Source organism: Microbacterium sp. NPDC090281 (assembly GCF_044769635.1).
Taxonomy (GTDB): domain Bacteria; phylum Actinomycetota; class Actinomycetes; order Actinomycetales; family Microbacteriaceae; genus Microbacterium.
Genome location: NZ_JBIVYH010000001.1, coordinates 1,538,449 through 1,560,113, shown reverse-complemented (window position 1 = coordinate 1,560,113; position 21,665 = coordinate 1,538,449). Strand labels below are relative to the sequence as shown.

At 66.9% G+C, this 21,665-nt stretch carries 23 protein-coding genes and 2 tRNA genes; 17 read left to right on the top strand and 8 right to left on the bottom strand.

The features are described 5' to 3' along the window. The first annotated feature begins 44 nt into the window (after positions 1-44). Entirely contained in the window at positions 45-566 is a 522-nt protein-coding gene (locus ACIQTX_RS07585; protein WP_402970778.1) for an SdpA family antimicrobial peptide system protein, read from the top strand. Then, a complete protein-coding gene (locus ACIQTX_RS07580; protein WP_402970775.1) occupies positions 563-1,519 on the top strand; it encodes a sporulation-delaying protein SdpB family protein in 957 nt (318 codons plus the stop codon). The genes ACIQTX_RS07585 and ACIQTX_RS07580 overlap by 4 nt, the downstream gene beginning before the upstream one ends. Before the next feature lie 346 nt (positions 1,520-1,865). On the opposite strand, the gene ACIQTX_RS07575 is transcribed toward ACIQTX_RS07580, so the two are convergent. The 5 genes from ACIQTX_RS07575 to galU all read right to left on the bottom strand — a co-directional run bounded on the left by ACIQTX_RS07575 (position 1,866) and on the right by galU (position 5,244). Continuing rightward, the gene (locus tag ACIQTX_RS07575; protein ID WP_402970772.1) at positions 1,866-2,450 is read right to left on the bottom strand and encodes a DUF3887 domain-containing protein; all 585 of its coding nucleotides are present in this window, start codon (positions 2,448-2,450) and stop codon (positions 1,866-1,868) included. 187 nt (positions 2,451-2,637) lie between these two features. Beyond that, positions 2,638-2,710: transfer RNA gene (locus tag ACIQTX_RS07570), tRNA-Ala, on the bottom strand. 52 nt (positions 2,711-2,762) lie between these two features. After that, positions 2,763-3,608 (bottom strand): hypothetical protein, encoded by an 846-nt coding sequence (locus tag ACIQTX_RS07565; protein WP_402970769.1) that lies wholly within the window; start codon positions 3,606-3,608, stop codon positions 2,763-2,765. Positions 3,609-3,701: 93 nt separating this feature from the next. Continuing rightward, entirely contained in the window at positions 3,702-4,313 is a 612-nt protein-coding gene (locus ACIQTX_RS07560; protein ID WP_036274542.1) for a GNAT family N-acetyltransferase, read from the bottom strand. Between the two features lie 43 nt (positions 4,314-4,356). Next, a complete protein-coding gene (galU, locus tag ACIQTX_RS07555; protein ID WP_028503291.1) occupies positions 4,357-5,244 on the bottom strand; it encodes a UTP--glucose-1-phosphate uridylyltransferase GalU in 888 nt (295 codons plus the stop codon). 41 nt (positions 5,245-5,285) lie between these two features. Between galU and ACIQTX_RS07550 the strand changes: the two genes are divergently transcribed. The 3 genes from ACIQTX_RS07550 to mscL are packed head-to-tail and all read left to right on the top strand — an operon-like array spanning position 5,286 to position 6,604. Continuing rightward, complete coding sequence (locus ACIQTX_RS07550) at positions 5,286-5,882, top strand: 5-formyltetrahydrofolate cyclo-ligase (protein ID WP_402970764.1); 597 nt, start codon at positions 5,286-5,288, stop codon at positions 5,880-5,882. A 14-nt stretch (positions 5,883-5,896) separates the two neighbouring features. Continuing rightward, complete coding sequence (locus ACIQTX_RS07545; RefSeq protein WP_028503293.1) at positions 5,897-6,169, top strand: FmdB family zinc ribbon protein; 273 nt, start codon at positions 5,897-5,899, stop codon at positions 6,167-6,169. 27 nt (positions 6,170-6,196) lie between these two features. Beyond that, a complete protein-coding gene (mscL, locus tag ACIQTX_RS07540; protein WP_402970761.1) occupies positions 6,197-6,604 on the top strand; it encodes a large conductance mechanosensitive channel protein MscL in 408 nt (135 codons plus the stop codon). An 88-nt stretch (positions 6,605-6,692) separates the two neighbouring features. On the opposite strand, the gene ACIQTX_RS07535 is transcribed toward mscL, so the two are convergent. Together ACIQTX_RS07535 and ACIQTX_RS07530 are read right to left on the bottom strand one after the other, a co-directional pair. Further along, positions 6,693-6,899: a hypothetical protein gene (locus ACIQTX_RS07535; RefSeq protein WP_402970758.1), complete on the bottom strand. Its 207-nt coding sequence runs from the start codon at positions 6,897-6,899 to the stop codon at positions 6,693-6,695. Further along, positions 6,892-10,614, bottom strand: coding sequence for an AAA family ATPase (locus ACIQTX_RS07530; RefSeq protein WP_402970755.1), 3,723 nt, complete (start codon positions 10,612-10,614; stop codon positions 6,892-6,894). The genes ACIQTX_RS07535 and ACIQTX_RS07530 overlap by 8 nt, the downstream gene beginning before the upstream one ends. Positions 10,615-10,794: 180 nt before the next feature. Here ACIQTX_RS07530 and ACIQTX_RS07525 point away from each other — a divergent pair, with 180 nt between their 5' ends. The 3 genes from ACIQTX_RS07525 (at position 10,795) to ACIQTX_RS07515 (ending at position 12,707) form a co-directional block, all read left to right on the top strand. Next, positions 10,795-11,307, top strand: a complete 513-nt coding sequence (locus ACIQTX_RS07525) for a methylated-DNA--[protein]-cysteine S-methyltransferase (protein WP_402970752.1) — start codon at positions 10,795-10,797, stop codon at positions 11,305-11,307. Between the two features lie 122 nt (positions 11,308-11,429). After that, a complete protein-coding gene (locus ACIQTX_RS07520) occupies positions 11,430-12,287 on the top strand; it encodes a LuxR C-terminal-related transcriptional regulator (RefSeq protein ID WP_105527030.1) in 858 nt (285 codons plus the stop codon). 75 nt (positions 12,288-12,362) lie between these two features. Further along, positions 12,363-12,707: an Lsr2 family protein gene (locus ACIQTX_RS07515; RefSeq protein WP_402970749.1), complete on the top strand. Its 345-nt coding sequence runs from the start codon at positions 12,363-12,365 to the stop codon at positions 12,705-12,707. 29 nt (positions 12,708-12,736) lie between these two features. Here ACIQTX_RS07515 and ACIQTX_RS07510 read toward each other — a convergent pair whose 3' ends face one another. Beyond that, complete coding sequence (locus ACIQTX_RS07510) at positions 12,737-13,387, bottom strand: MarR family winged helix-turn-helix transcriptional regulator (protein ID WP_402970746.1); 651 nt, start codon at positions 13,385-13,387, stop codon at positions 12,737-12,739. Positions 13,388-13,475: 88 nt separating this feature from the next. Here ACIQTX_RS07510 and idi point away from each other — a divergent pair, with 88 nt between their 5' ends. The 9 genes from idi (at position 13,476) to ACIQTX_RS07465 (ending at position 21,496) form a co-directional block, all read left to right on the top strand. Further along, positions 13,476-13,997: an isopentenyl-diphosphate Delta-isomerase gene (idi, locus tag ACIQTX_RS07505; protein ID WP_402970744.1), complete on the top strand. Its 522-nt coding sequence runs from the start codon at positions 13,476-13,478 to the stop codon at positions 13,995-13,997. Positions 13,998-14,000: 3 nt separating this feature from the next. After that, complete coding sequence (locus tag ACIQTX_RS07500; RefSeq protein ID WP_402970741.1) at positions 14,001-15,083, top strand: polyprenyl synthetase family protein; 1,083 nt, start codon at positions 14,001-14,003, stop codon at positions 15,081-15,083. Further along, entirely contained in the window at positions 15,080-15,988 is a 909-nt protein-coding gene (locus ACIQTX_RS07495) for a phytoene/squalene synthase family protein (RefSeq protein ID WP_402970738.1), read from the top strand. The genes ACIQTX_RS07500 and ACIQTX_RS07495 overlap by 4 nt, the downstream gene beginning before the upstream one ends. Then, positions 15,985-17,586, top strand: a complete 1,602-nt coding sequence (crtI, locus tag ACIQTX_RS07490) for a phytoene desaturase family protein (protein ID WP_402970735.1) — start codon at positions 15,985-15,987, stop codon at positions 17,584-17,586. Before ACIQTX_RS07495 ends, crtI begins: the two co-directional genes overlap by 4 nt. Beyond that, complete coding sequence (locus ACIQTX_RS07485; RefSeq protein ID WP_402970732.1) at positions 17,586-17,933, top strand: lycopene cyclase domain-containing protein; 348 nt, start codon at positions 17,586-17,588, stop codon at positions 17,931-17,933. The genes crtI and ACIQTX_RS07485 overlap by 1 nt, the downstream gene beginning before the upstream one ends. Beyond that, on the top strand, positions 17,930-18,274 hold the full coding sequence (locus ACIQTX_RS07480; protein WP_402970729.1) for a lycopene cyclase domain-containing protein: 345 nt from the start codon (positions 17,930-17,932) through the stop codon (positions 18,272-18,274). Before ACIQTX_RS07485 ends, ACIQTX_RS07480 begins: the two co-directional genes overlap by 4 nt. Next, on the top strand, positions 18,271-19,164 hold the full coding sequence (locus tag ACIQTX_RS07475) for a prenyltransferase (protein WP_402970726.1): 894 nt from the start codon (positions 18,271-18,273) through the stop codon (positions 19,162-19,164). Before ACIQTX_RS07480 ends, ACIQTX_RS07475 begins: the two co-directional genes overlap by 4 nt. 32 nt (positions 19,165-19,196) lie before the next feature. Further along, complete coding sequence (locus ACIQTX_RS07470) at positions 19,197-21,383, top strand: MMPL family transporter (protein ID WP_402970723.1); 2,187 nt, start codon at positions 19,197-19,199, stop codon at positions 21,381-21,383. Between the two features lie 40 nt (positions 21,384-21,423). After that, positions 21,424-21,496 (top strand) — tRNA-Arg (locus ACIQTX_RS07465). The last annotated feature ends 169 nt before the right edge of the window (positions 21,497-21,665 follow it).

Here is a 21,665-nt window from a genome sequence, read left to right as displayed (position 1 = left end):
TCTCACGAGAGCCCGCGGCTACTCAGGCTCGCCGTTACTTCTGGGTGACGGCGAGCCTGGTCGCCCTGGCTCTCATAACCACTGTCGCCGCAGCCTTCCCCGCGAACGTGCTCAAGCCCAGCAACTCCGAAGCGCTGACGGTTGTGAGCAAACTCGCGCCCCAGGGGTGGGCATTCTTCACGAAAGACCCCCAGGACATTGAGCTTGTCGCGTATCAACGAACCACGGGCGGACTCCGCTCCCTGCAGATGACGCCGCAGTCTCGAGTCGAGAACGCTTGGGGTCTCACTCGTACGCAGCGCGCGCAGGGACCGGAGATTGCTGCGCTCAGCAACGAGCTGACCTGGGTGGAATGCGTCCCAGGGGAAGTGGCGGAGGCGTGCGTCGACGCGACTGCCTCGTTCGAAACGGTCACGACGCCCGTCCCGCACCCATCGCTGTGCGGACGTGTCATCGTCGTGCAGGAAAAGCCGGTCGCGTGGAGCTTCCGCGAGTTCGTGGACGGCACCCACACGGCGGAACGAATCGCCTACGCGTTCGTGGACTGCGAAGGAAAGACTGAGTGAACCCGTTCAATCCGAAGTTCTACACGCCCTTCTCTGCCAGCACCTACGCCTACGGCCGGGCGGCCCTCGCCCTCGCCCAGCTGACCGTTCTTCTGTTCACCCCTGAATGGGCCCTCACCGTCCCCGTCGGCGGGACTGGTGGAACGACATGTGCGGGCCTCGAAAACTTGTCGGCCTACTGTGTCGGCGGTGATGAATCGGGTTTCTGGGTCGGCCGCGCGATCTCCGTCGTGGTCCTGCTGGCCGTGATCTCCGGTTGGCGTCCGAGGTGGACCTCCATGCCACATGCGTGGGTGACGGTATCGTTCCTCCACGCCATATCGCTCCCCGACGGCGGCGAGGCAGTCCTCGCTACCATGGCCATGCTGCTAATCCCTCTGTGCCTCGCGGACAGTCGGAGGTGGGCATGGCCGTCCGCGTCGCCCAACGACGGCGTGCGTGATTGGGGGCGCCACGATGGCGTCGCCGCCGCCGTGCAGTGGGCCCTTCGTGCTCAGGTCGCAGGCATCTACTTCCACAGTGCCCTCGCAAAGCTCGCGGTCCCCGATTGGGTGAACGGTAGTGCCATGTACTACGTAACCCGGGAACACTTCTTCGGCGCGACAGGGTTCGTCGGAGACATCATGCGAGCGGTCACCGACACCGCGCTGGGAACCGCGGTCCTCACATGGGGCACCGTTCTCGTCGAAGCTCTCATCGCTGTGTGTATTCTCGGAACAGTCCGCTTGCGCCAGATCGCCGTCATCCTCGCGGTCGCGCTGCACGTCGGGATCATTATCGTGCTCGGTCTGTGGAGTTTTGGCATCGTCATGTGCGGCGCCGTTTTCGTCGCGGCGTCGCTTCCCGCGTCAGCGTTCCGCCTGCCGCGGCGTCGCGTGAGACCTCAGGCGGCCTCCGCACTCGCATCAGCACCCGGGTCCGAGCTCCTGAACAGTGCACCCGCTCCCGAGTAGATGGCGAGTCCGGCGACCAACGCGCCCCCGACAGCGAGGAGAACTGAGAAATCCGGAATCCTTTGGAGGCCGGCGAACACGATGAACGCGACGCCCGCAGCGCAGTCAATGCGAAGCGGGCGTTGCGCTCTTCCGGCACCTGCGTTCACGACGGAGAGGATGATGCGCCCGAGCACGAAAACGATCACCGAAACGACAAAGGCATAGGTCACCGGCGGTGCGAGCCAAGGATCAGTCTCCTCGGGGTTCCAGTGAACCTGGACCCCGTTGGACGGAGCGGCTACGAACGAGAGCACCCCCGTCACAACGGCGGCCCCGATCTCCAACCTCAGCGACGTGACAGCTCTCACTCCGATACCGGGACGAAGAACAGGCCGGCGAGCTTGCCGTCAGCGCTCCACGAACTCCGGAACGTCACGGCCCCGGCCTCGAATTCCAGTCGAGTCTCGGCGACGACGTATTCTCCCGCCACGACAGCAGTCTCAGCGCTGAAATTCTCCCACTGACCGAACGAGGTCGTGAGGTCACCCCACGCCTTGGTCAGCTTCTCCTCCGTGAGCAACGCTGCGGCTTCGATTCCGAAGTACGCGTCTATGGCAGCTTGCGCACGAGACCCTGAGATCGCGCGGACCACATCCTTGGCCCGCTCCGGAGCCTCGACCAACAGCGTTCTCTGCATCACTTCACCTCTCGCATCGACTTCTTTGCCCTTCGCTCCGAACCGCTGGAACGCCGCTTGCCGCGTGACACCCAACGCCTGACCGATAGATGCCCACGTCACGCCCGCGGCGCGCGCCTCAGCCACTTCGGCATGCAGCGTCGATTCCGACAGCGATCGCAGCGCTTCCAGCGCCGCGATCCGGCCCACGCTCGCATCCTTCGCGCCGGTGACGGCATCGAGGGCCAGTCGCAGCAGGTCATCGTTGGGCATGTGTAAAGGATACCTTTACACATGCCCAACGGTCAAACTTCCACCAAATATCCGCGAGCGGCATCGAGTGCTCCGCGACGCGCCTCGAGAGCATCGCCACGAGCGCGGTCCAGATCTCTCACGCGCCTGACGAAACAAAGACGGCCGACCAGAACGATTTCTCGTTTCTGATCGGCCGTCTTCTCGGTGGACCTAAGGGGATTCGAACCCCTGACCTCCTCGATGCGAACGAGGCGCGCTACCAACTGCGCCATAGGCCCTTGAACGACATCTACGCTATCACGGCCGAACAGCTGTTCGCGTCGCCGACGGTCATCCTGCGGCGCGACGCGAGAGCATCTCGCGCACGTGCGCCTCGATCTCGGCGTCGTCGACGAATCCCATCCGCGCGTACGGCGAGGATGCGGCCGGAAGCGCGACGGGCGCCTCGGGAGCCATCTGCTCGGCACGCTCGCGCAGGGCTGCGACCCGTGCGGCCTTGCGACGCTGCTCCTGCGCCTCCAGCTGGGCCTGGGCGGCCTGCGCACGGGACCCAGCCACCGACACCAGCGGCTCCGGCAGCGGCCGCGGCGTCCATGTCGCCCGTCCCTGGTCGTGCAGCTCGGGAGCGACTCGCGGAGCAGCGGGAGCAGCCACCGCGTGCGTCGCACGGGCGACTCGACCGGCGACCGCGGCCATCCGCTGCAGGGCGACGGCGGCGAGCAGAATCGCGGCGCCCCCCATCCAGAGCATCACCGAACTTCCTGTGGCGAGAAGCTGCCACACACCGAGGCCGGCGACGACGAGCCCGAGCACGAGCGTGCTCGTCGCTGTCACGCGCACGCGTCGACGTGAACGCGCACGGCGGATCACCGGATCAGCCCTGGTCGCCGCGAGTTCTTCCCGAAGCGTCTCGAGTTCGGCGGCCTCACGTTCGGACTGCACCCGCTTGGCCAGCTTCTGCTGCGCAAGGGCGGTGCGGGCGTTCAACTCGAAGCGCACTTCACCCGGTGTCTCGCTCGTCTCTGCGAGGACGCGCAGAGCCTGGTTCAGTCGCACGGCGTTGCGTTCAGAAGCGTTGTACTGGAAGCGGCCCCGCCAGGACGGCAGCAGGTAGAGCATCCAGAGGAGCACGGCGACGAGCACGATCACTCCCCCACTCAGCACCGGCCCGTCCATATCGACAACGCTAAGGGCTGAGAGCTGGCTGCGCCGTACAGACGGGCGCGTGTCGCGGCGAGTCCGTCCGGATCAGCGCCCGAAGACGAGGTTTCAGTGGGTGATGCGGTCGGACGGCGGCACGGTCGCGGCGTCCGGCGGCACCTGCCCGCTGAGCCAGCGTGCGAGCACTCCCTGGGGAACGTCGTCCCTGGTGAGGGCGAACGCATAATGATCGCGCCAGTCCCCATCGATGTGGATGTAGCGACGACGCAACCCCTCGTAGCGGAAGCCCAGTTTCTGCACGATGCGCAGGCTCGCGGCGTTCTCGGGGCGGATGCAGATCTCCATCCGATGGAGTCCGTACTCGGTGAAGCACGCGTCGGTGGCCAGTGCGACCGCCGTCGGTGTGATCCCCCGCCCGGCGAATCGTTCGCTCACCCAGTACCCGATGGTGGCAGAGCAGAGCGACCCCCGCGACACACCCCACACGTTGAGCTGCCCCGCGACCTCGCCGTCGTACTCCATGACGAACGGATAGCCCGAGCCATCGCGATACTGCTGGAGCAGCCGTCGGATGCTGAGCCTCATGTCGAACGACACGGAGCCGTAGGGAACCGTCGCCTCCCAAGGCTGCAGCCACGACCTGTTGGCGAGCAGCTCGTGCTGCAACGGTCGCGCATCCTTCGTGCGGACGAGCCGCAGTTCAATGGGTCCGTGTCGCATCCCCGCCGCCAGATCCATACCGCACCGACGCCCGCAGAGTCGCCTAGAGGCGTTCCGCGAAATCCTTGAGCCAGGGGCGCAGCTCGGGGCCGAGGTCGTCCCGGTCCGCTGCCAGCTGCACGATCGCCTTGATGTAGTCGACTCGATCGCCCGTGTCATAGCGACGTCCGCCGAAGATCACTCCGACGACACCGGGGCCGTCAGGATCGGTCGCGAGTTCCTGCAGCGCATCAGTGAGCTGGATCTCGCCGCCCTTGCCGGGTTCGGTGTGCTCGAGCACCCCGAACACAGAGGCCGGGAGCACGTATCGACCGATGATGGCGAGGTTGGAGGGGGCGTCCTCCTGCGCGGGCTTCTCGACCAACCCGGTCACCCGGACGGCGTCGGATCCCTCGAGCGGCTCGACTGCCGCCGCACCATACAAGTGGATGCTCGCCGGGTCGACCTCCATCAACGCGATGACAGCAGCGCCGGTGCGCTCGTGCTCGGCGATCATCTCGGTGAGAAGCGGGTCGCGCTCATCGATGAGGTCATCACCGAGGAGCACCGCGAAGGAGTTGTCGCCGACGTGGGTGCGTGCACGCAGGACGGCGTGCCCGAGCCCCTTCGGCTCGCCCTGGCGAACGAAGTGGATATCGGCGAGATCGCTGGACTTCATCACGCGTTCGAGGCGACCGGTGTCGCCCTTCTCCATGAGCCGCACCTCGAGCTCCGGCACGGAGTCGAAGTGGTTGGAGATGGCGTTCTTGTTGCGGCCGATGATGACGAGGATGTCATCGATGCCGGCGTTCGCGGCCTCCTCGACGACGTACTGGATCGCCGGCTTGTCGACTACGGGCAGCATCTCTTTCGGCATCGCCTTCGTCGCCGGCAGGAATCGCGTCCCCAGGCCTGCGGCAGGAATGACGGCTTTGATCGTGTGGTGAGCCATCCTCTCAGCCTAGCGGTGAGCATCGACGTAGACTCGGAGCCATGTCGAACGACGTCGAACACGCGAAGCGCGCACTCCGCGCCGAACTCCGCGAACGACGCCAGCTCCTCTCGGACACGCAGCGCGAGACTGCAGCCACTGCGATCGGCGCGCGCCTCGACGCCCTGGTCGACGAACTCGGCGCACGCTCCGTGTCGTGTTTCCTCTCCACCACCACGGAGCCTGGCACACGCGACTTCGTGACGAGGGCTGTGCGCCGCGGCATCCGTGTCCTCCTTCCGGTCACTCGCGCCGACGGCCTGTTGGACTGGGCCGTCGCGACAGATGACGACGAGGTCGCCGAAGGACTGTTCGGCCTTCCGGAGCCGACGGGTGAGGTTCTCGGCCCGATCGCTGTCAACGACGTCGACCTGATGATCATCCCGGCTGCCGCTGTCGATCGCAGCGGGATGCGCATGGGCTGGGGGCGCGGCTACTTCGACAAGACGATCGGCTCGATGGAGAAATGCCCGCCTGTCTACGCCGTCATCTATGATTCCGAAATACTCGATGAACTTCCGCGAGAGGTGCACGACCAGCCGGTGAACGGCGTCGTCACCCCGTCGCAGACCCTCACCCTGTCGCCGCAGCGACGCTGACCGCAAGGACCCCCATGCCCACCTACGCCTATGCCTGCACGTCGTGCGGACACAAGTTCGACGCCGTGCAGAGCTTCGCCGACGACGCTCTCTCGGTGTGCCCCGAGTGCGGTGGCACCCTGCGCAAGCAGTACGGCTCGATCGGCGTCACCTTCAACGGTTCCGGCTTCTATCGCACGGACTCGCGCGCCAAATCCGGAGGATCGAAGGATGCTTCGGCATCATCGAAGACGGAATCGACGACAAGCGCCAAACCGGCGGCTGCGTCGACTCCGGCCTCTTCTTGAGGCCGAACACACAACTTGGGGGTTCCCGTGATCCAGGGATTCAAGGAATTCATCCTTAAAGGCAATGTCATCGACCTGGCAGTCGCTGTCGTCATCGGCGGCGCATTCACCGCGATCGTGAACGCGGTCGTCGCCAGCATCATCAATCCATTGGTGGCGCTCTTCTTCGAGGCAGACAAGGCTGGCAAATTCGGCCCGACCATCACCGGGATCTACGGCCAGGAAGTCACCTTCCCGCTCGGCGACCTGATCACCGCGATCATCAGCTTCCTCGCCGTCGCCGTCGTCGTGTACTTCGCATTCGTCATGCCGATGAACCACTACAAGGCACGTCGCGCCGCGAAGAACCCGGTCGCCGAAGAGGCTGCGGCCGCCACCGAGTCCGAGCTCCTCGCGGAGATCCGCGACCTGCTGAAGGCGCAGCGCGGGGCCTGATCGTTTTCCACTCGCACCACGAGACGCACGGCTTCCTCCTCGGAGGGCCGTGCGTTTCTCGTTGACCGGGATCAGTGCCGGGCGGTGATCAGTAGTGCGGCGGCACGTCCTGGATGAGCTGGGCGTCGTTCGGTCCCCTGGCGCCCTTCGGGCGGGCGGGCGGCGGCGACGCATCAGCCGGACCGGATTCCGGCTCCGGGTCGCTCCCCGGAGCGGGCGTCAGGCGCGCCCGCCGAGAGCCGGCGACCCGCACCACTCGTTGACGCGGCACCGAGGAGTCGGACTCGTCAGTCATTCTGGGTGTCGGCGATGTCGATCGGCTGGGTGTCGTTCTCAGCACGAGGGGCTGAATCGGAGATGCCGAGCACAGCAGCGATGCGCGTCGCTGCCGTCACCGGGTCGCTGTAGAGATCGAACGCGTGCACGCGCACGTAGTGCCAGCCGAGGCGACGGAGCACGTGCGGCCGCAGGCGCAGCGTCTCTCGCAACGACTCACCCCGCGAGGACTCAGGGTCGGACTCGATAACGACCGCTTTCCCACCGTGTTGCGCGACCAGCGGCAGCAGCCCGCGATAGTCGACATCGACGGATGCTCCAAGGCGGCGCAGTTCGCGCGCCAGAGCGAGAGTCAGGGGGTCGGCAAGATCCTCGAGGCGTGCGTCCCTGCTACGCGTGGCGAGGCCGCCGAGGATCGACATCATCGTGGCGGCGCCGTGCTCGAGACGCCCTTCATCGAACGACGACGGGCGGATCGACGAGACGATGACCATCGACCGACGGGCCCTCGTCATGCCCACTGTGAGCAGTCGCTCTCCGTCCGGGGTGGAGAGGTCGCCGAAGTCGCTCAAGACACGGCCGTGCTTGGTGAGGCCGAAGCCGAGCGAGAAGATGACACGGTCACGACTCTCGGCGACCGACTCCTCGAGTGTCAGCACCGCGAAAGGCTCGACCGTATCGCGGCCGACGAAGTCCGCCACGTCGGAGCGTCCGGCGAACGCCGAGGTGACGGCGGCGCGCACGCGTTCGGCATGCCGGGCGCTCGCGGTCACGACCATGAGCGACTCCGCCGGGCGGTGCACCGCATGCTCGACCACAAGGGTCACGACCCTTGCGACCTCGGCATCCGGGCTCTCGACTGCGCCCGAGATCGGGTCGGGTGCGCCGGTTCCACCCTCGACGTAGTCGACGGTGAGGCTGCCACGACCGAGGTACGAGCCCGCCCAGGGAAGCGAGACGATCTCGCCGCCGTAGAACGCGTCGTTGATGAGCTCGGCCAGGTCTTCTCCACCCGCGCGGTAGCTGCGCGTGAGGGTCATCACCGGCAGGAGTTCGGACAGCCGCTCGAAGGCCGAGACGTCGTCGAACGGTACCTCGGCCTCCCACGACTCCGCAGGGTCCACCGCGATGCGGAAAGGAGTCGGGCGCTGGGTCACGGGGTCGCCGAAAGCCACGATCTGGCGTGCCCGCCGGATCGCAGGCGCAGCCTCCGCGAGGTTGATCGCCGCGGCGTCGACCAGGAGTACGGTGTCGAATTCCACGGAGTCGGGGATCTCCGGCACCAGGTACGGCGAGGAGATCCAGACGGGCGCGAGCACGTCGACGAGCGTGGGAGCGGAGCTGACGACCTGCGCCGTCGTGGTGGTGGGCTGGGTCAGCGCGCGGCGGAGGTGCTGCGACTGCTGAGGCTCGTCCACGATCGCGATCCGCCACTGGTTGGCCAGTTGCCACGCGAGCAGCGGGCCGGCCATCGCGGCATGCGCCTCATCGACCAGCCGGAAGTCCCGCTCGAGGCGGTCGACGACGGCGGTGTTCGCGCCCAGAAGAGCGCGGTTGTCCTGCAGCGCGCGTTCGAGGAGCGACTGCCACCAGGCGAACTCGAGCTCCTCGCCAACCTGCGACTCCGAGACATGGCGCACCGAAAGCTCGGTGAGAAGAGGCTCCAGTCCGAGGAGTGCGAGCCGGTCGCGCAGCTGCGCGCGTTCGACGAGGTTCTCGAAGACGTCCGACTTGGCGGCGAGACCTGCGAGTGTGCGCACGAGTCGCGCCACCGGCAGAGAGGCCAGCGGTTCACGGCGTCCGAGAGCCACATCGAGTTCGGCGAGCTCAGCCTCGACCCGCTGCCAGGCCACGTAGACATCCGCCAGACCAAGCGGAATCTCGGGTGCGACGCCGGCCTCGACGCAGCGCTGCCACTGTGTGCGCTGAGTCTGGATCCGCAGCAGCGCCTCGTGCATCTCGGTGACGTGCACGCCGGGGCGGACGTACTCCTTCGCGAGACGCCGCAGGCGCCGCCTGTTCGCTCCCGAAAGACCCGGCGCATCTCGGCGCGAACCGTGCGCTTGGATGAGCTCGCCGAGCGGACGCTCGAAGACCGTGGGACTGAACCGATCGAGCGAGTCGCGGATCCCCTGTAGCAGCCGCAGGTACTCACCGAGCTCGTCGATGGTCGCGAACGGCCGCATGTGGGTCTGCGCGATGAGCTCGTAGCCGCGTTCCAGGAGGGCGGGCACGCTGTTCGAATGCAGTCGACCGGCCAGTTCATGGGCCGCGCGTGCCGCCTCGGTGCTGGAGAAGGTCACCCCGTACCAGGGCGAGTCATCGGGACCGAAGCGGAACTCACCGAGACGGGCCGCCTGCGCGAGCGCTTCCGCGGCCTCAGTACGGTCGACAGCGAGGCGGCGGAGCGCATCGACGCCGAGTCGTGCCGTCGTAGACGGGGGAACCGGGAGGGAGGCGAGCCTGGTGAGCTGTCGCGTCGCTTCGAGAACCGAGGCATCCATACCGGCGACGGGGGCCGTGAGAGCCTGTCGGTAGTCTCGGAGCACCGTTCGCAGTCGCACGAGAGCGTCGTCGACCTCGCCGACCTTGGGAGCGGTGGCCTTCTCGTTGCGACCGATCGCCCTGACCAGATCCCGGCGCACGGTCGCGGGAGAGATCGCGAGGCTGTCGAGCCCGATCCCGGCAAGACGATGGCGCACCCCGTCCAACGTGGAACGACGTGCCGAAACCACCAGGACGCGCTTGCCCCCGCGCACCAGCTCGCCGAGCGCATTGATGACGGTCTGTGTTCCACCGGTACCGGGAAGAGTCGCGACGGTCAGTGAATGGCCGGCGGAGATGCGGGCCAGCACGGCCTCCTGCTCGGCATCCGCATCGAGAAGGAGATTGTCGGAGGCCGGGGCTCGATCGTCGGGACCGGTGTGATGCGGCGTGGCACGCGGCGCGGTCACCCGCTCGCGGTCGCCCACATGACCGCCGAGCGCGTTCAGGACCGGGTGATCGAGGCTCCCGCCATCGCGCGACATGACGCCCGACACATCGGCGAAGGTCGACACGACCAGGCGCGGCTCCACCGAGAACGTGTCGATCGAGCGCGTCATCCCGCGCAGGCTGTCGATCACGGGTTGCGGCTTGAAGATGCCGCCGTCGTAGGCGAGGGCCGCAAGGGCTGCCGCATCGATCGTGAGCCCGAAGTGGTCGCGCGCGATCCGCACGAGTTCAGGGTTGACCTCGAAGGTGCCCTGGAGCTTGAGCTCGAAATCAGAGTGATGGCGTCGGATCGCGAGCGGGCGCAGCAGCACCGGCGCGGAGAACCCCGCTCCCCCGATGCGCCATCGCGCGACGCCGACGGCGAGATGCACTGCCTCGATGCCACGGACGGTGCGCAGTTCGGTGTTCTTCGCGGTGATCCGCTCCGCTGCGAGTCGCGCCGTACGCAGCCCCACTTCGTCGCGGTAGAGGTTCGACAGAAGCGTCGACTTCCCTGTGATGAACTGCGGGAGGCTGCCGGGGTGCGCCTTGGAGATGTCGATTCCCGACTCCGGGCTGTCGCGGAAGCTGACCAGCGGAGAGGGGCCACCGAGGTCCGCTGCCTCTGCCCTCAGCCGCGTACGTTCCGCTTCGGCGGCGTGCGCTATATCGATGCCGGTCGTGGTCCCGTGCAGATCGCTGATCGACACAGCAGCATCCACCGCTGTGTCATCCGCAGACTTGTCTTCACGTCGCCACACATAGACACCCTAGGCGCGCGACAGGGCGAGACGGAGTATCCCGGGCGGGTTTCCGCCGAATTTCCGCCCTCCGAGGGGTGATCTGCACTCTTCCTGCCCTGCGCCCCGCCCACTCGCGTTCTCCACCCGCCGCGGTCAGCACGAGCTCTGACGTCGACCAGTACGGGTCAGGATGGTGGCATGACCTTCCGCTACGACTTCGCTCCGACCCCGTTCGGCGATGCACTCGCGGTGTTCTCCGACGAGGGCATCGTGCGCTTCGACCTGTCCGAATCCGAAGACCCTCGCGTGCCATGGCTGCTCGAAGGTGTGTCGCGGCAGCTCCGGGCGGTACCGGAGCCCGATCCCGGAGCCGCAGACGAACTGGCCCACCTTCTCGCCGAATACTTCGACGGCGGGCAGGTGCATTTCGAGGAACATCTGCGACTCGACTGGCAGCTCGTCGACGGATTCGCCCTGAACGCGCTTCAGACGATCTGCGGCATCGAATGGGGAGAGACGATGAGCTACGGGGAGGTCGCGATCCTCGCCGGCCACCCCGGCGCGGCGCGCGCCGTCGGAACCGCATGCCGCATCACCCCGTTCTCGATCATCGTCCCGGTACATCGTGTCGTGCGATCGGACGGCAGCGCAGGGCAATACGGCGCACACCCCGAGCGCAAGCAGTTCCTCCTCGACCTCGAGGCGGGCTGAGCGGCCCGACGGCGTGGGCCCGGCGAGTAGGCCGCCGGGTCCACGCACGGCGGGACCGCGCGAGTGATATCGTCGACGCTACGAAACGGGGAACTGCGTCGTCGCCCCGGAAGTAGGTAGTCGTGAGCTCACCCGTCACCCGCGAATCCGAGGCGGACCTCGTCGCCAATGCCGTGCGCGAGCTCGCCAGGCGTACACGTTTCCCCGTCGCCTTCGGCGGTCTCATCGAAGAAGGGGTCGTGAGCGTCACCAGCATCGTCGGCGCACGAACCCGATCGTTGGACGGGCTGCGTGTACGGCCGGAACGCGGACTCGGCGGACGGGCGATGATGGAGCTCCGGCCCCGGATGACGAGCGACTACGGCTCATCCCAGCAGATCACGCACGACTATGACGTGTTCGTCCTCGGCGAAGGGTTGCGCACACTTCTCGCACTTCCGATCATCGTCCAGGGGCGCTCCCGTGGAGTCCTCTACGCAGGCGGGTGGGAAGAAGAGCAGGTCGGCGGCGTGACCACAGCGCCTGCCATGCAGGTGGCGCAGTCGGTCGCCGACGAACTTCGCATCCGCGACGAAGTGCAGCGACGCCTGCATGCCACCCCGCCCGGCGGTGACGTCGTCGCACCCGCGCAGCGCGAAGAGCTGCGGGAGAGCTTCGCAGAGCTGCGCAGCATCGCGGCCTCCGTGGATGACGTCGATATCCGCGCTCGGATCGCCCAGGTCGAAAGACGGCTCATGGTGCTCGCCGGCGAGGCGACCCCGCCCACGACGGGCCCGGTTCCGACCATCCGCCTCTCCCCTCGCGAGACCGACGTGCTCGCCTGCGCTGCGCTGGGCTCGACCAACGCGCAGATCGCGACACAGCTCGGCCTGCGCGAAGGCACGGTCAAGGCATATCTGGGCACGGCCATGTCGAAATTGGATGCCTCCACCCGCCACGCCGCCGTCGCCAGGGCACGTCGCGCGGGGGTTCTCCCCTGAATCCTCTGGATTGAATTGTTACATCGCGTCATTCTCGCCTTGTCGCATTTCACATCGGGGAGTAAAGTCGCATCCATGGCGAGACGAATTGTGCATCAGCTGGTCGACGACATCGACGGCAGCATCCTGGAAATCGGCGAGGGCGAGACAGTGCATTTCTCGCTCAATGGCGCCGCCTATGAGATCGATCTGAATTCGGCGCACGCCGACGAATTGCGCAAGGCGCTCGAGCCCTATATCTCCGGGGGGCGACGGGCTGGCTCCTCCAGCACGTCGCGCACATCGGCGCCGCGCAAGCGTCAAGCACGAAACCCCGAAGTCGCTGCCATCCGCGCGTGGGCCAACGAGAACGGTCACACCCTCTCCGAGCGTGGCCGCATTCCTGCGTCAATCCTGGAGGCATACAGCGCAGCACATTGATCTCAACCTGAGCCTGCTCCGGTTGAAGACTATTCCGTGCTCTCCTGCAGCCACGGTTCGTCGCGCAGGGTGATCTCCTCCGTCATATCCGTGAGGAATCGGATAACGACATCCCGTTCGGTTGGCGTAAGCCGCGCGGCGGCATAGAAGCGTTTGGCCTGCTGACGACCGACGGTCTCCATAGCCGCGTGCCGGGTTTCCGAACTGATGCTTATCTGCAGCGCCCGGCGATCGGTCGGATGCGGGGCCCTTTTGATGTGCCCGCCCTGCTCCAGCCTGTCGAGGAGCTTGGTGGTGGCGGCGGTCGAGACGCCGAGGTGGTGGGCGATCCCGCCAGGCGTCGCCACCAGGTCGCGGTTCGCGCACACGATCAGGTAGTGCAGCGCACGCATGTCGGTCTCGTTCAGGCGCATGTATCGCCGGGAAGCCTGTGAGAGAGTCTGCTCCGCCTCGCGAAGGCCCGCGAGCGACTCCATGAGCCGAGCGATCTGTCGCAGTTCCTCCGGCGGGACCCCGGTCCGATCGATCAGCGTGCTCCGAGGATCGCTGGCTTCGACATCGTAGATGGCTGCGTGGATAAGGCCGTCCGGAGCGTCAGCCGTCCGACTCGATCCCCCCTCCACGGCGGGGGGCGATTCCTTCGCGCCCGCTCGCGGGGTGGTGCCGGGCTCCGTGTCCATGCGATCATGTTACACACCAACAGTTTCATGCTAAGTTGACTACTCACCAAGTTAGCTAATTCTGAGAGGCTCGAGACAAGGGGATCCCATGGACGACGTGACCCTCCTCGCCGAAGACGGGACTGTCGTCGGCACACTGCCGAAGAGCGAAGTCCATACGAGCGAGACTCCCCTGCATCTGGCCTTCTCCTGCTATGTCCTCGATTCTCAGGGCCGGCTTCTTCTGACCCGTCGCGCACTGGCGAAGAAGACCTGGCCAGGCGTGTGGACGAACAGCTTCTGCGGGCACCCACGACCCGGTGAAGAGATGGCCGATGCCGTGCGTCGCCGTGGTCTGGATGAGCTCGGCATCCGACTCACCGACCTGCGCCTCGCTCTCCCCGTGTATCGCTATCGCGCCGTGGATACGAGCGGCATCGTCGAGAACGAAGTCTGCCCGGTGCATGTCGCGATCATCGACGGTCAGCCCACCGCCAACTCCGACGAGGTGTCCGAGTGGACGTGGGTCGACGTCGACGGGCTTATCGAGGCCGTCACGCACGCACCGTTCGCGTTCAGCCCCTGGCTCGTCGAGCAGCTTCCGCTGCTGCGACAGCTCGGCGAGGTCTGAGCGATGGAAGCCACGACGACCGAGGAAGCGCTCGGAACACGGATCGAAGAGGCACTTCGACGCCGCTTCTCGGAACGGAGCGTCGCTGCAGAGCGGTATGGGAGCGAGTTCGTAGAGCTCTGGCAGGCAGCCGCGGAGCATGCGCTCGGAGGCAAGCTCATCCGTCCACGGCTGCTCGTGGATCTCGTGAATGCGCTGGCGCCCGCGCCGCTCTCGGCAGACGAGACCCGCCGCGCGATCGATGTGGCCGCCCATGTCGAACTTCTCCATTTCGCGTTCCTGCTGCACGACGATGTCATCGACGGAGATCTGACGAGACGACGACGACCGAACCTGATCGGCGCACTCGTGGCAGGACGCCCCGCGGAGCCGAGCGAGCCCGCTCTGCACTGGGCTCGCTCGAGTGCGATCCTCCTCGGAGATCTGCTGCTGTCGTCGGCCGTGCTGGGATTCGCTCGCACCGATATCGCGGCCGAGGCGCGCGAGCGTCTGCTCGCCCTGCTGGAACAGACGATCTTCGAGACCGTGGCGGGTGAGCACGCCGACGTCGCGCTGAGTGATGGCATCATCGCCCCTGACCTGCGAACGATCCTGTCGACGAGCGCCTACAAGACGTCGACCTACTCCTTCGTCCTCCCTCTGCGTGCAGCAGCGGTGCTCACCGGTTCATCTTCCGCGGCTGAGGAACGGCTCGCCACGATCGGCCGACACCTCGGCCTGGCCTATCAGCTGCAGGATGACCTGTTCTCGGTGTTCGGCGACCCTGACGAGCACGGCAAGGACGCCTTCTCCGATCTCCGCGAGGGCAAGGAGACCGCGATCATCGCATATGCCCGCATGACGAGCCACTGGGACAGCATCGAACTGCACTTCGGCCGTTCCGATCTCGGCCCGACCGATGGTGCGCACGCCCGGGACCGACTGCGCGAGTGCGGCTCAGAGAGCTTCGTTCGCGGTCTCGTGCAGGAGCATCTCGATGCAGCGACCACCGCTGTCGAGGAGGCCGAGACCGAGGGCATGCTCCCGGGAGCGGCCGGGCACGCTCTCCATGCGCTCATCGCCCGCGTCGAAGGCCGCAGCCGATGAGCGCGGACTCGTCCGACCGCACCGACCACACGGCGCTCCGCCGCTTCAACCGGACAGCCGAAATCGCGACGACCGACGTCATCCGCACCTACTCGACATCATTCGGGCTCGCCACGCGCCTTCTCGGAAAGCGCCATCGACAGCACATCCGCAACATCTACGCGATGGTGCGAATCGCTGATGAGATCGTCGACGGCGTAGCCGCGGAGGCGGGCCTCGACGTCGCAGCCCAATCGGCAGCGCTCGACTCATACATCGCCGAGACGCATCGCTCGATGCGCAGCGGATACAGCAGCGACCTGATCCTGCACGCATTCGCCCGCACCGCGCGTCAATGCGGAATCGGCGAAGACCTCACCCGACCCTTCTTCGATTCGATGCGCGCTGACATCTCGGGCGATGCCGGCTTCGCCGCATACGACGCCGACGCACACGCCACCTACGTCTACGGCTCTGCCGAAGTCGTCGGGCTCATGTGCCTGCAGGTGTTCGTGCGCGGAACCGAACGCACGCCGGCCGACGTCGAGACGATGCGACGCGGTGCACGCCAGCTCGGAGCCGCCTTCCAGAACGTGAACTTCCTCCGCGATCTCGCCGATGACACCGACCGCCTGCACCGCGGCTATCTCGGCGGCTCCGACCGCCTGACGGATGCCGACCGCGATGCCTGGGTCGACACCATCTTCCAGCAGCTGGCCGAGGCCCGCACCGCTATCCCGCTGCTGCCGAAGGATTCACGTGCAGCTGTGCGCAGCGCACTGTCGCTGTTCGACGCGCTCACCCGTCGCGTGGCCAAGACTCCCGCCGACGTTCTCTACCACCGACGCGTGCGCGTCCCCGATCCGATCAAGGCCGCACTCGCCGCTCGGGCACTCGTCGTCACGGCGATGGAACGCGACCGATGAGCCGGGTTGTGGTCATCGGCGCCGGCGTCGCCGGTCTCGCGACCGCGGGTCTGCTCGCGCGGGACGGACACGAGGTCGTCGTCCTCGAGAAGAATGACCGCGTCGGCGGACGGGCGGGAACGATCGAACGCGACGGTTTCCGCTTCGACTCCGGCCCCTCCTGGTACCTGATGCCCGAGGTCTTCGACCACTTCTTCGCGATGATGGGCACCACGACCGAAGAGCAGATCGACCTCACGCGCCTCGACCCGGGGTACCGCGTGTTCAGCGCACCGAAGACGGCAGACGCCGCGGCCGATTCGGTGACCGTTCCCGCCGGCCGGGATCGGGTGACCCAGTTGTTCGAGTCCCTGGAGCCGGGTTCCACACGAACCCTCGACAAGTACCTCGACTCCGCCCACCACGCCGACGTGATGGCGCAGAAGTACTTCCTCTACAACCCGTTCACCCGGATGCGGTCGCTCCTCGCCCCGGAGGTTCTTCGGGCGTTGCCGCGTCTGGCCGCGCTGCTCGGCACGCGTCTTCAGTCCTTCGCCGCACGACGCTTCCGGCACCCGGTCGTGCGCCAGATCCTCGGCTATCCGGCGGTGTTCCTCGGCACCGATCCGCGAACCGCGCCGGCGATGTACCACCTGATGAGCGCACTCGATCTCGATCAGGGCGTCAGCTATCCGCAGGGCGGCTTCTGGCGCGTGGTCGAGCGGATCGAGGCGCTCGCCCTCGATGCGGGCGCTCGGATCGTGACCGGCGCCGACGTGACCGGGATCCGCACCCAGGACGCGGATGGCGACACGCGGGTCACGGGTGTGGGCTGGGTCGACGGCTCAGGCACCTCGCACGTCGAGAGCGCAGACATAGTGGTCTCGGCAGCAGACCTGCACCACACCGAGACGGCGCTTCTTCCTCGATCTCTGCAGACCTATCCGGAGTCCTGGTGGGCACGGCGCACCAGCGGCCCGGGCGGTGTGCTCCTGATGCTCGGGGTTCGTGGGGCGCTCCCCGAGCTCCCGCACCATTCCCTGTTCTTCACCGATGACTGGGACGCGAACTTCGATGCGATCTTCGGGCCGTCACCGTCTGTCCCGGCCCCGGCATCGACCTACGTGTGCAGGCCGAGCGCGACGGATTCCGATGTCGCGCCGGCCGACCACGAGAACCTCTTCGTACTCGTCCCTGTACCGGCTGATGTCGCTCTCGGCCACGGCGGATCCGACGGCGCGGGGTCACCCGAGATCGAGCGTGCGGCCGACGCCGCCATCGACCAGATCTCAACCTGGGCTGGAGTCCCCGACCTCCGCGAACGCATTGTCGTGCGAGAGACGAAGGGCCCGGCGGACTTCCGCGACGACTACCGCTCCTGGCGGGGCGGAATGCTGGGGCCCGCACACATCCTCACGCAGAGCGCCATGTTCCGCGCGCAGAACGCGTCCAAGCGCGTACGAGGCCTCTTCTACGCCGGCGCCACGACCGCGCCGGGTGTCGGGGTTCCGATGTGTCTGATCAGCGCCGAGATCGTCCTCAAGCGCATCCGCGGCGATCATTCCCCCGGCCCTCTTCCCGTTCCCGGGCGGTCGGTTGTCGGGACGGAGACGTCGTGATGGGCGCGCTGTACCTGATCGCCCTCCTGCTGTCACTGGGCTGCATGCTGCTGCTGGACTGGCGTTTCCGCCTCTTCTTCTGGCGTGACGCGATGTCGGCCCTGGTCGTGACGGCCGTCGGTCTCGCCTTCTTCCTCGTGTGGGACATCGCGGGCATCGCCAACGGCATCTTCCTCCGCGGTGATGCCGCGATCGCGACCGGAATCGTGCTGGCGCCCGAGCTGCCGCTTGAGGAGCCGGTGTTCCTGCTCTTCCTCGTGGTGTGCACGATGGTGATCTACACCGGCTCGGCGCGCATCCTCTCTCGGCTCCGTGAGCAGCGCCGCGCGAGGGGTGATCGTCCGTGACGTACATCCAGCTCTCCGCCTGTTTCCTCGTCGTCGCGGTACTGGGCGGTATCGGGTTCGCACTCGCATCACGCCGACAGGGACCACGTCCCGGCGCAGTACTGCTGACCGCGCTCGCGCTCTTCCTGCTCACCGCGGCATTCGACACCGTGATGATCGCGAGCGGCCTCTTCCACTACGCGCAGGATCCGCTGCTCGGACTGCACATCGGTCTGGCTCCGATCGAGGACTTCGCCTATCCGCTCGCGGGTGCGCTGCTGCTTCCCGCCGTGTGGACGGCGATGCGCGCACGCCGGCGAGCGCGGGATCGCCGATCCACCGACGACGAGGACCTCGGATGAGCGCCGCCTCCTCCCCGACGCGCTCGTTCGGGCGTGACCTCGCTCAGATCGTGCTGTCGTCGAGACCGATCAGCTGGATCAACACCGCCTTCCCGTTCGCCGCCGCTTACCTCCTCAGCACACGCGAGATCGACATCACGCTCGTGATCGGCACCCTGTACTTCCTCATCCCCTACAACCTCGCTATGTACGGGATCAACGACGTCTTCGACTACGCCTCCGATCTGGCGAACCCGCGCAAGGGCGGTCTCGAGGGCGCGCTCCTGGCTCCCCGCATCCATCGGGCGACCCTGTGGGCGGCAGCGGCGACGAACATCCCCTTCCTCGTCTATCTCGTGATCGTCGGCAACCCGGCATCCTGGTTCTGGCTTGCGGTCAGTGTCTTCGCAGTGATCGCGTACTCGGCTCCCGTCCTGCGGTTCAAGGAACGCCCCTTCCTCGACTCCGTCACCTCGAGCACCCATTTCGTGAGCCCCGCGATCGTAGGACTCGCCCTGGTCGGAGCGCCGGTCACCACCGGCACGGTCCTCACACTCGGCGCCTTCTTCCTCTGGGGCATGGCGGCTCATGCCTTCGGGGCCGTGCAGGACATCGGCCCCGACCGCGAAGCCGGGATCTCCTCGATCGCAACCGTCATCGGAGCGCGGACGACCGTGCGTCTGTCGCTCTCGCTGTGGGCCGTCGCGGGAGCGGCGATGCTCCTGACTCCGTGGCCGGGCCCGCTCGCCGCGGCCCTCGCACTGCCGTACCTCGTGAACGCCGCCCCCTGGTGGAACGTGACGGATGAGACCTCCGCATCCACGAACCGCGCCTGGCGACGATTCATCGCCCTGAACTACTTCGCCGGTTTCCTCGCGACGATGATCCTCATCCTCGCGTGGACCTCCTGACTCCCGAACCGCTTCTTCCCGAGAGGAACCCGATGTCCCGCCCCCTCCCCACGCCGACTCCGCCCATCAGGAAACGTTCGCGGCGCCACTCCTGGGTCCGCGTCCTTCTTCCTGTGGCGCTGATCCTCGTGTGGCTGGTGGGCGCGTCGCTGGGCGGGCCGCTGTTCGGCAAGGTCGACGAGGTCTCTTCCAACGAGCAGACGACCTACCTGCCGGAATCCGCCGACGCAACCCAGGTGCAGAAGCTGCTCGGCGAGTTCAACGACAGCGACTCGATCCCGGCCATCGCTGTGTTCACCTCCGATGAGAAGCTCACCCAGACTCAGCTGGATGCGATCTCGGATGCCGTCGCCGCCGCCCCGGATGTGGAAGGTGTCGGCGACGACGTCTCGCCCGCGCTCCCCTCCGACGACGGGCGAGCGGTCCAGGCGTTCATCCCGATCGACAGCGATGCCGAGCTCGCCGACACGACCGCCGCACTCGGAGACGAGCTCGGCACCGGTGTTCCCGAGGGGATCACGGTCTACATCACGGGACCTGCCGGATTCAGCGCCGACCTGGTCGCCGGATTCGCCGGAATCGACGGCCTGTTGCTCGGCGTTGCGCTTCTCGCGGTGCTGGTCATCCTGGTGCTCGTCTACCGCTCGTTCCTGCTGCCGCTCGTCGTGCTCTCGACGAGCCTCTTCGCGCTCTGCGTAGCTCTCCTCGTGGTGTGGTGGCTCGCGAAGTTCGAGGTGCTGCTGCTCAGCGGCCAGACACAGGGCATCCTCTTCATCCTCGTCATCGGCGCCGCCACCGACTACGCCCTGCTGTTCGTCGCTCGGTTCCGTGAGGAGCTGCGCGTCTCGCAAGACAAGGGCACGGCGGTCCTCTCGGCCTGGAAGGGCTCGGTCGAGCCGATCGTCGCCTCGGGCGGCACGGTGATCGCGGGGCTCCTGTGCCTTCTGCTCAGCGACCTGAAATCGAACAGCACCCTGGGCCCAGTCGCGGCGATCGGCATCGTGTTCGCCATGCTCTCGGCGCTGACCCTGCTCCCTTCACTGCTGCTGCTCTTCGGCCGCGCGGTGTTCTGGCCTCGACGGCCGCGTTTCGAACCGGAGCTCGTCGCCTCCGAGCACGGTATGCGCACGACAGGGCTGTGGGCGCGCCTCGCCGGCCTCATCAAGCGCCGCCCGCGTACCATCTGGATCGTCACGACCCTCGTGCTCCTGGTCGGAGCGGCGGGGATCACCCAACTCGATGCGGACGGGATTCCGCAGTCCGATCTGGTGCTCGGCGCCTCCGAGGCGCGGGACGGTCAGGTGGCGCTGGGCGAGCACTTCCCCGGTGGATCCGGCAGCCCGGTGTATGTGGTCGTGGCCGAGGATGAACTGCAGGACGCCGCCGACGTCCTGCTCGCGAACGACGGCATCGATGCGGTCTCGGTCACCGCCGCCGACTCGCCCAGCGGCACTGCTCCCGTGACCGCAGACGGCATCACCGCCGTCGGCGCACCTGGCACGCCTGTGCCCGACCCCACGACGGTCGATGGCGACGTGCTCCTTCAGGGCACGCTCACCGATGCCGCAGACTCGGATGCCGCGGCATCCACCGTGCGCGAGCTCCGCAGCGAACTCGATGGGCTGGATGCGCTCGTGGGCGGGGTCACCGCGACCTCGATCGACACCAACGACGCCTCGATCCACGACCGGAACCTCATCATCCCGGTCATCCTCGTCGTGATCATGTTCATCCTGATGCTGCTCCTGCGCTCCGTCCTCGCGCCGGTGCTGCTGATCCTGACGACGGTGCTGTCCTTCGGCACGGCGATGGGAGTGTCGGCGCTCGTCTTCAACGGGATCTTCGCGTTCCCCGGCGCCGACCCGGCCGTTCCGCTCTTCGGGTTCGTGTTCCTGGTCGCGCTCGGCATCGACTACAACATCTTCCTGATGACGCGAGTGCGCGAGGAGTCGAAGGCTCACGGCACGAGAGAGGGGATCCTGCGGGGGCTGTCGATCACGGGTGGGGTCATCACATCGGCAGGCCTCGTCCTCGCCGCGACCTTCGCCGCATTGTCGGTGATCCCGATCCTATTCCTCGTGCAGTTGGCGTTCATCGTCGCCTTCGGTGTGCTGCTGGACACGTTCGTCGTCCGTTCGCTGCTGGTTCCCGCCCTGACGTATGACATCGGAAAGGCCATCTGGTGGCCATCGAAGCTGTGGCGGCGCGGAGAGGACTGAGACGCGGCGGCGCGTGCCCGGTCGCTTAGACTGGATGCGCGCCCTCGTAGCTCAGGGGATAGAGCAGCCCTCTCCTAAAGGGCAGGTCGCAGGTTCGAATCCTGTCGCGGGCACGACGTGCAGAAGGGGAGCCGCCCGGAGGGTGGCTCCCCTTCTGCACGTCTCAGGCCCCCGTCAGCGGGCCCCCGCCGGCCCGAGGCTCCGCGCGCCGGCCTGCGTGGTCGCTGTTCCTCGCCTCGTGATCTCGCGGCGCGTGGAGTGGCCGGTGGCGGAAGCGCGGGC

Coding starts and splice junctions, on each gene's coding strand:
- ACIQTX_RS07575 (WP_402970772.1), bottom strand. CDS start 2,450: ATGCCCAACGATGACCTGCTGCGACTGGCCCTCGATGCCGTCACCGGC.
- ACIQTX_RS07565 (WP_402970769.1), bottom strand. CDS start 3,608: ATGGACGGGCCGGTGCTGAGTGGGGGAGTGATCGTGCTCGTCGCCGTG.
- ACIQTX_RS07560 (WP_036274542.1), bottom strand. CDS start 4,313: ATGCGACACGGACCCATTGAACTGCGGCTCGTCCGCACGAAGGATGCG.
- galU (WP_028503291.1), bottom strand. CDS start 5,244: ATGGCTCACCACACGATCAAAGCCGTCATTCCTGCCGCAGGCCTGGGG.
- ACIQTX_RS07550 (WP_402970764.1), top strand. CDS start 5,286: ATGTCGAACGACGTCGAACACGCGAAGCGCGCACTCCGCGCCGAACTC.
- ACIQTX_RS07545 (WP_028503293.1), top strand. CDS start 5,897: ATGCCCACCTACGCCTATGCCTGCACGTCGTGCGGACACAAGTTCGAC.
- ACIQTX_RS07535 (WP_402970758.1), bottom strand. CDS start 6,899: ATGACTGACGAGTCCGACTCCTCGGTGCCGCGTCAACGAGTGGTGCGG.
- ACIQTX_RS07525 (WP_402970752.1), top strand. CDS start 10,795: ATGACCTTCCGCTACGACTTCGCTCCGACCCCGTTCGGCGATGCACTC.
- ACIQTX_RS07515 (WP_402970749.1), top strand. CDS start 12,363: ATGGCGAGACGAATTGTGCATCAGCTGGTCGACGACATCGACGGCAGC.
- ACIQTX_RS07510 (WP_402970746.1), bottom strand. CDS start 13,387: ATGGACACGGAGCCCGGCACCACCCCGCGAGCGGGCGCGAAGGAATCG.
- idi (WP_402970744.1), top strand. CDS start 13,476: ATGGACGACGTGACCCTCCTCGCCGAAGACGGGACTGTCGTCGGCACA.
- ACIQTX_RS07500 (WP_402970741.1), top strand. CDS start 14,001: ATGGAAGCCACGACGACCGAGGAAGCGCTCGGAACACGGATCGAAGAG.
- ACIQTX_RS07495 (WP_402970738.1), top strand. CDS start 15,080: ATGAGCGCGGACTCGTCCGACCGCACCGACCACACGGCGCTCCGCCGC.
- crtI (WP_402970735.1), top strand. CDS start 15,985: ATGAGCCGGGTTGTGGTCATCGGCGCCGGCGTCGCCGGTCTCGCGACC.
- ACIQTX_RS07485 (WP_402970732.1), top strand. CDS start 17,586: ATGGGCGCGCTGTACCTGATCGCCCTCCTGCTGTCACTGGGCTGCATG.
- ACIQTX_RS07475 (WP_402970726.1), top strand. CDS start 18,271: ATGAGCGCCGCCTCCTCCCCGACGCGCTCGTTCGGGCGTGACCTCGCT.
- ACIQTX_RS07470 (WP_402970723.1), top strand. CDS start 19,197: ATGTCCCGCCCCCTCCCCACGCCGACTCCGCCCATCAGGAAACGTTCG.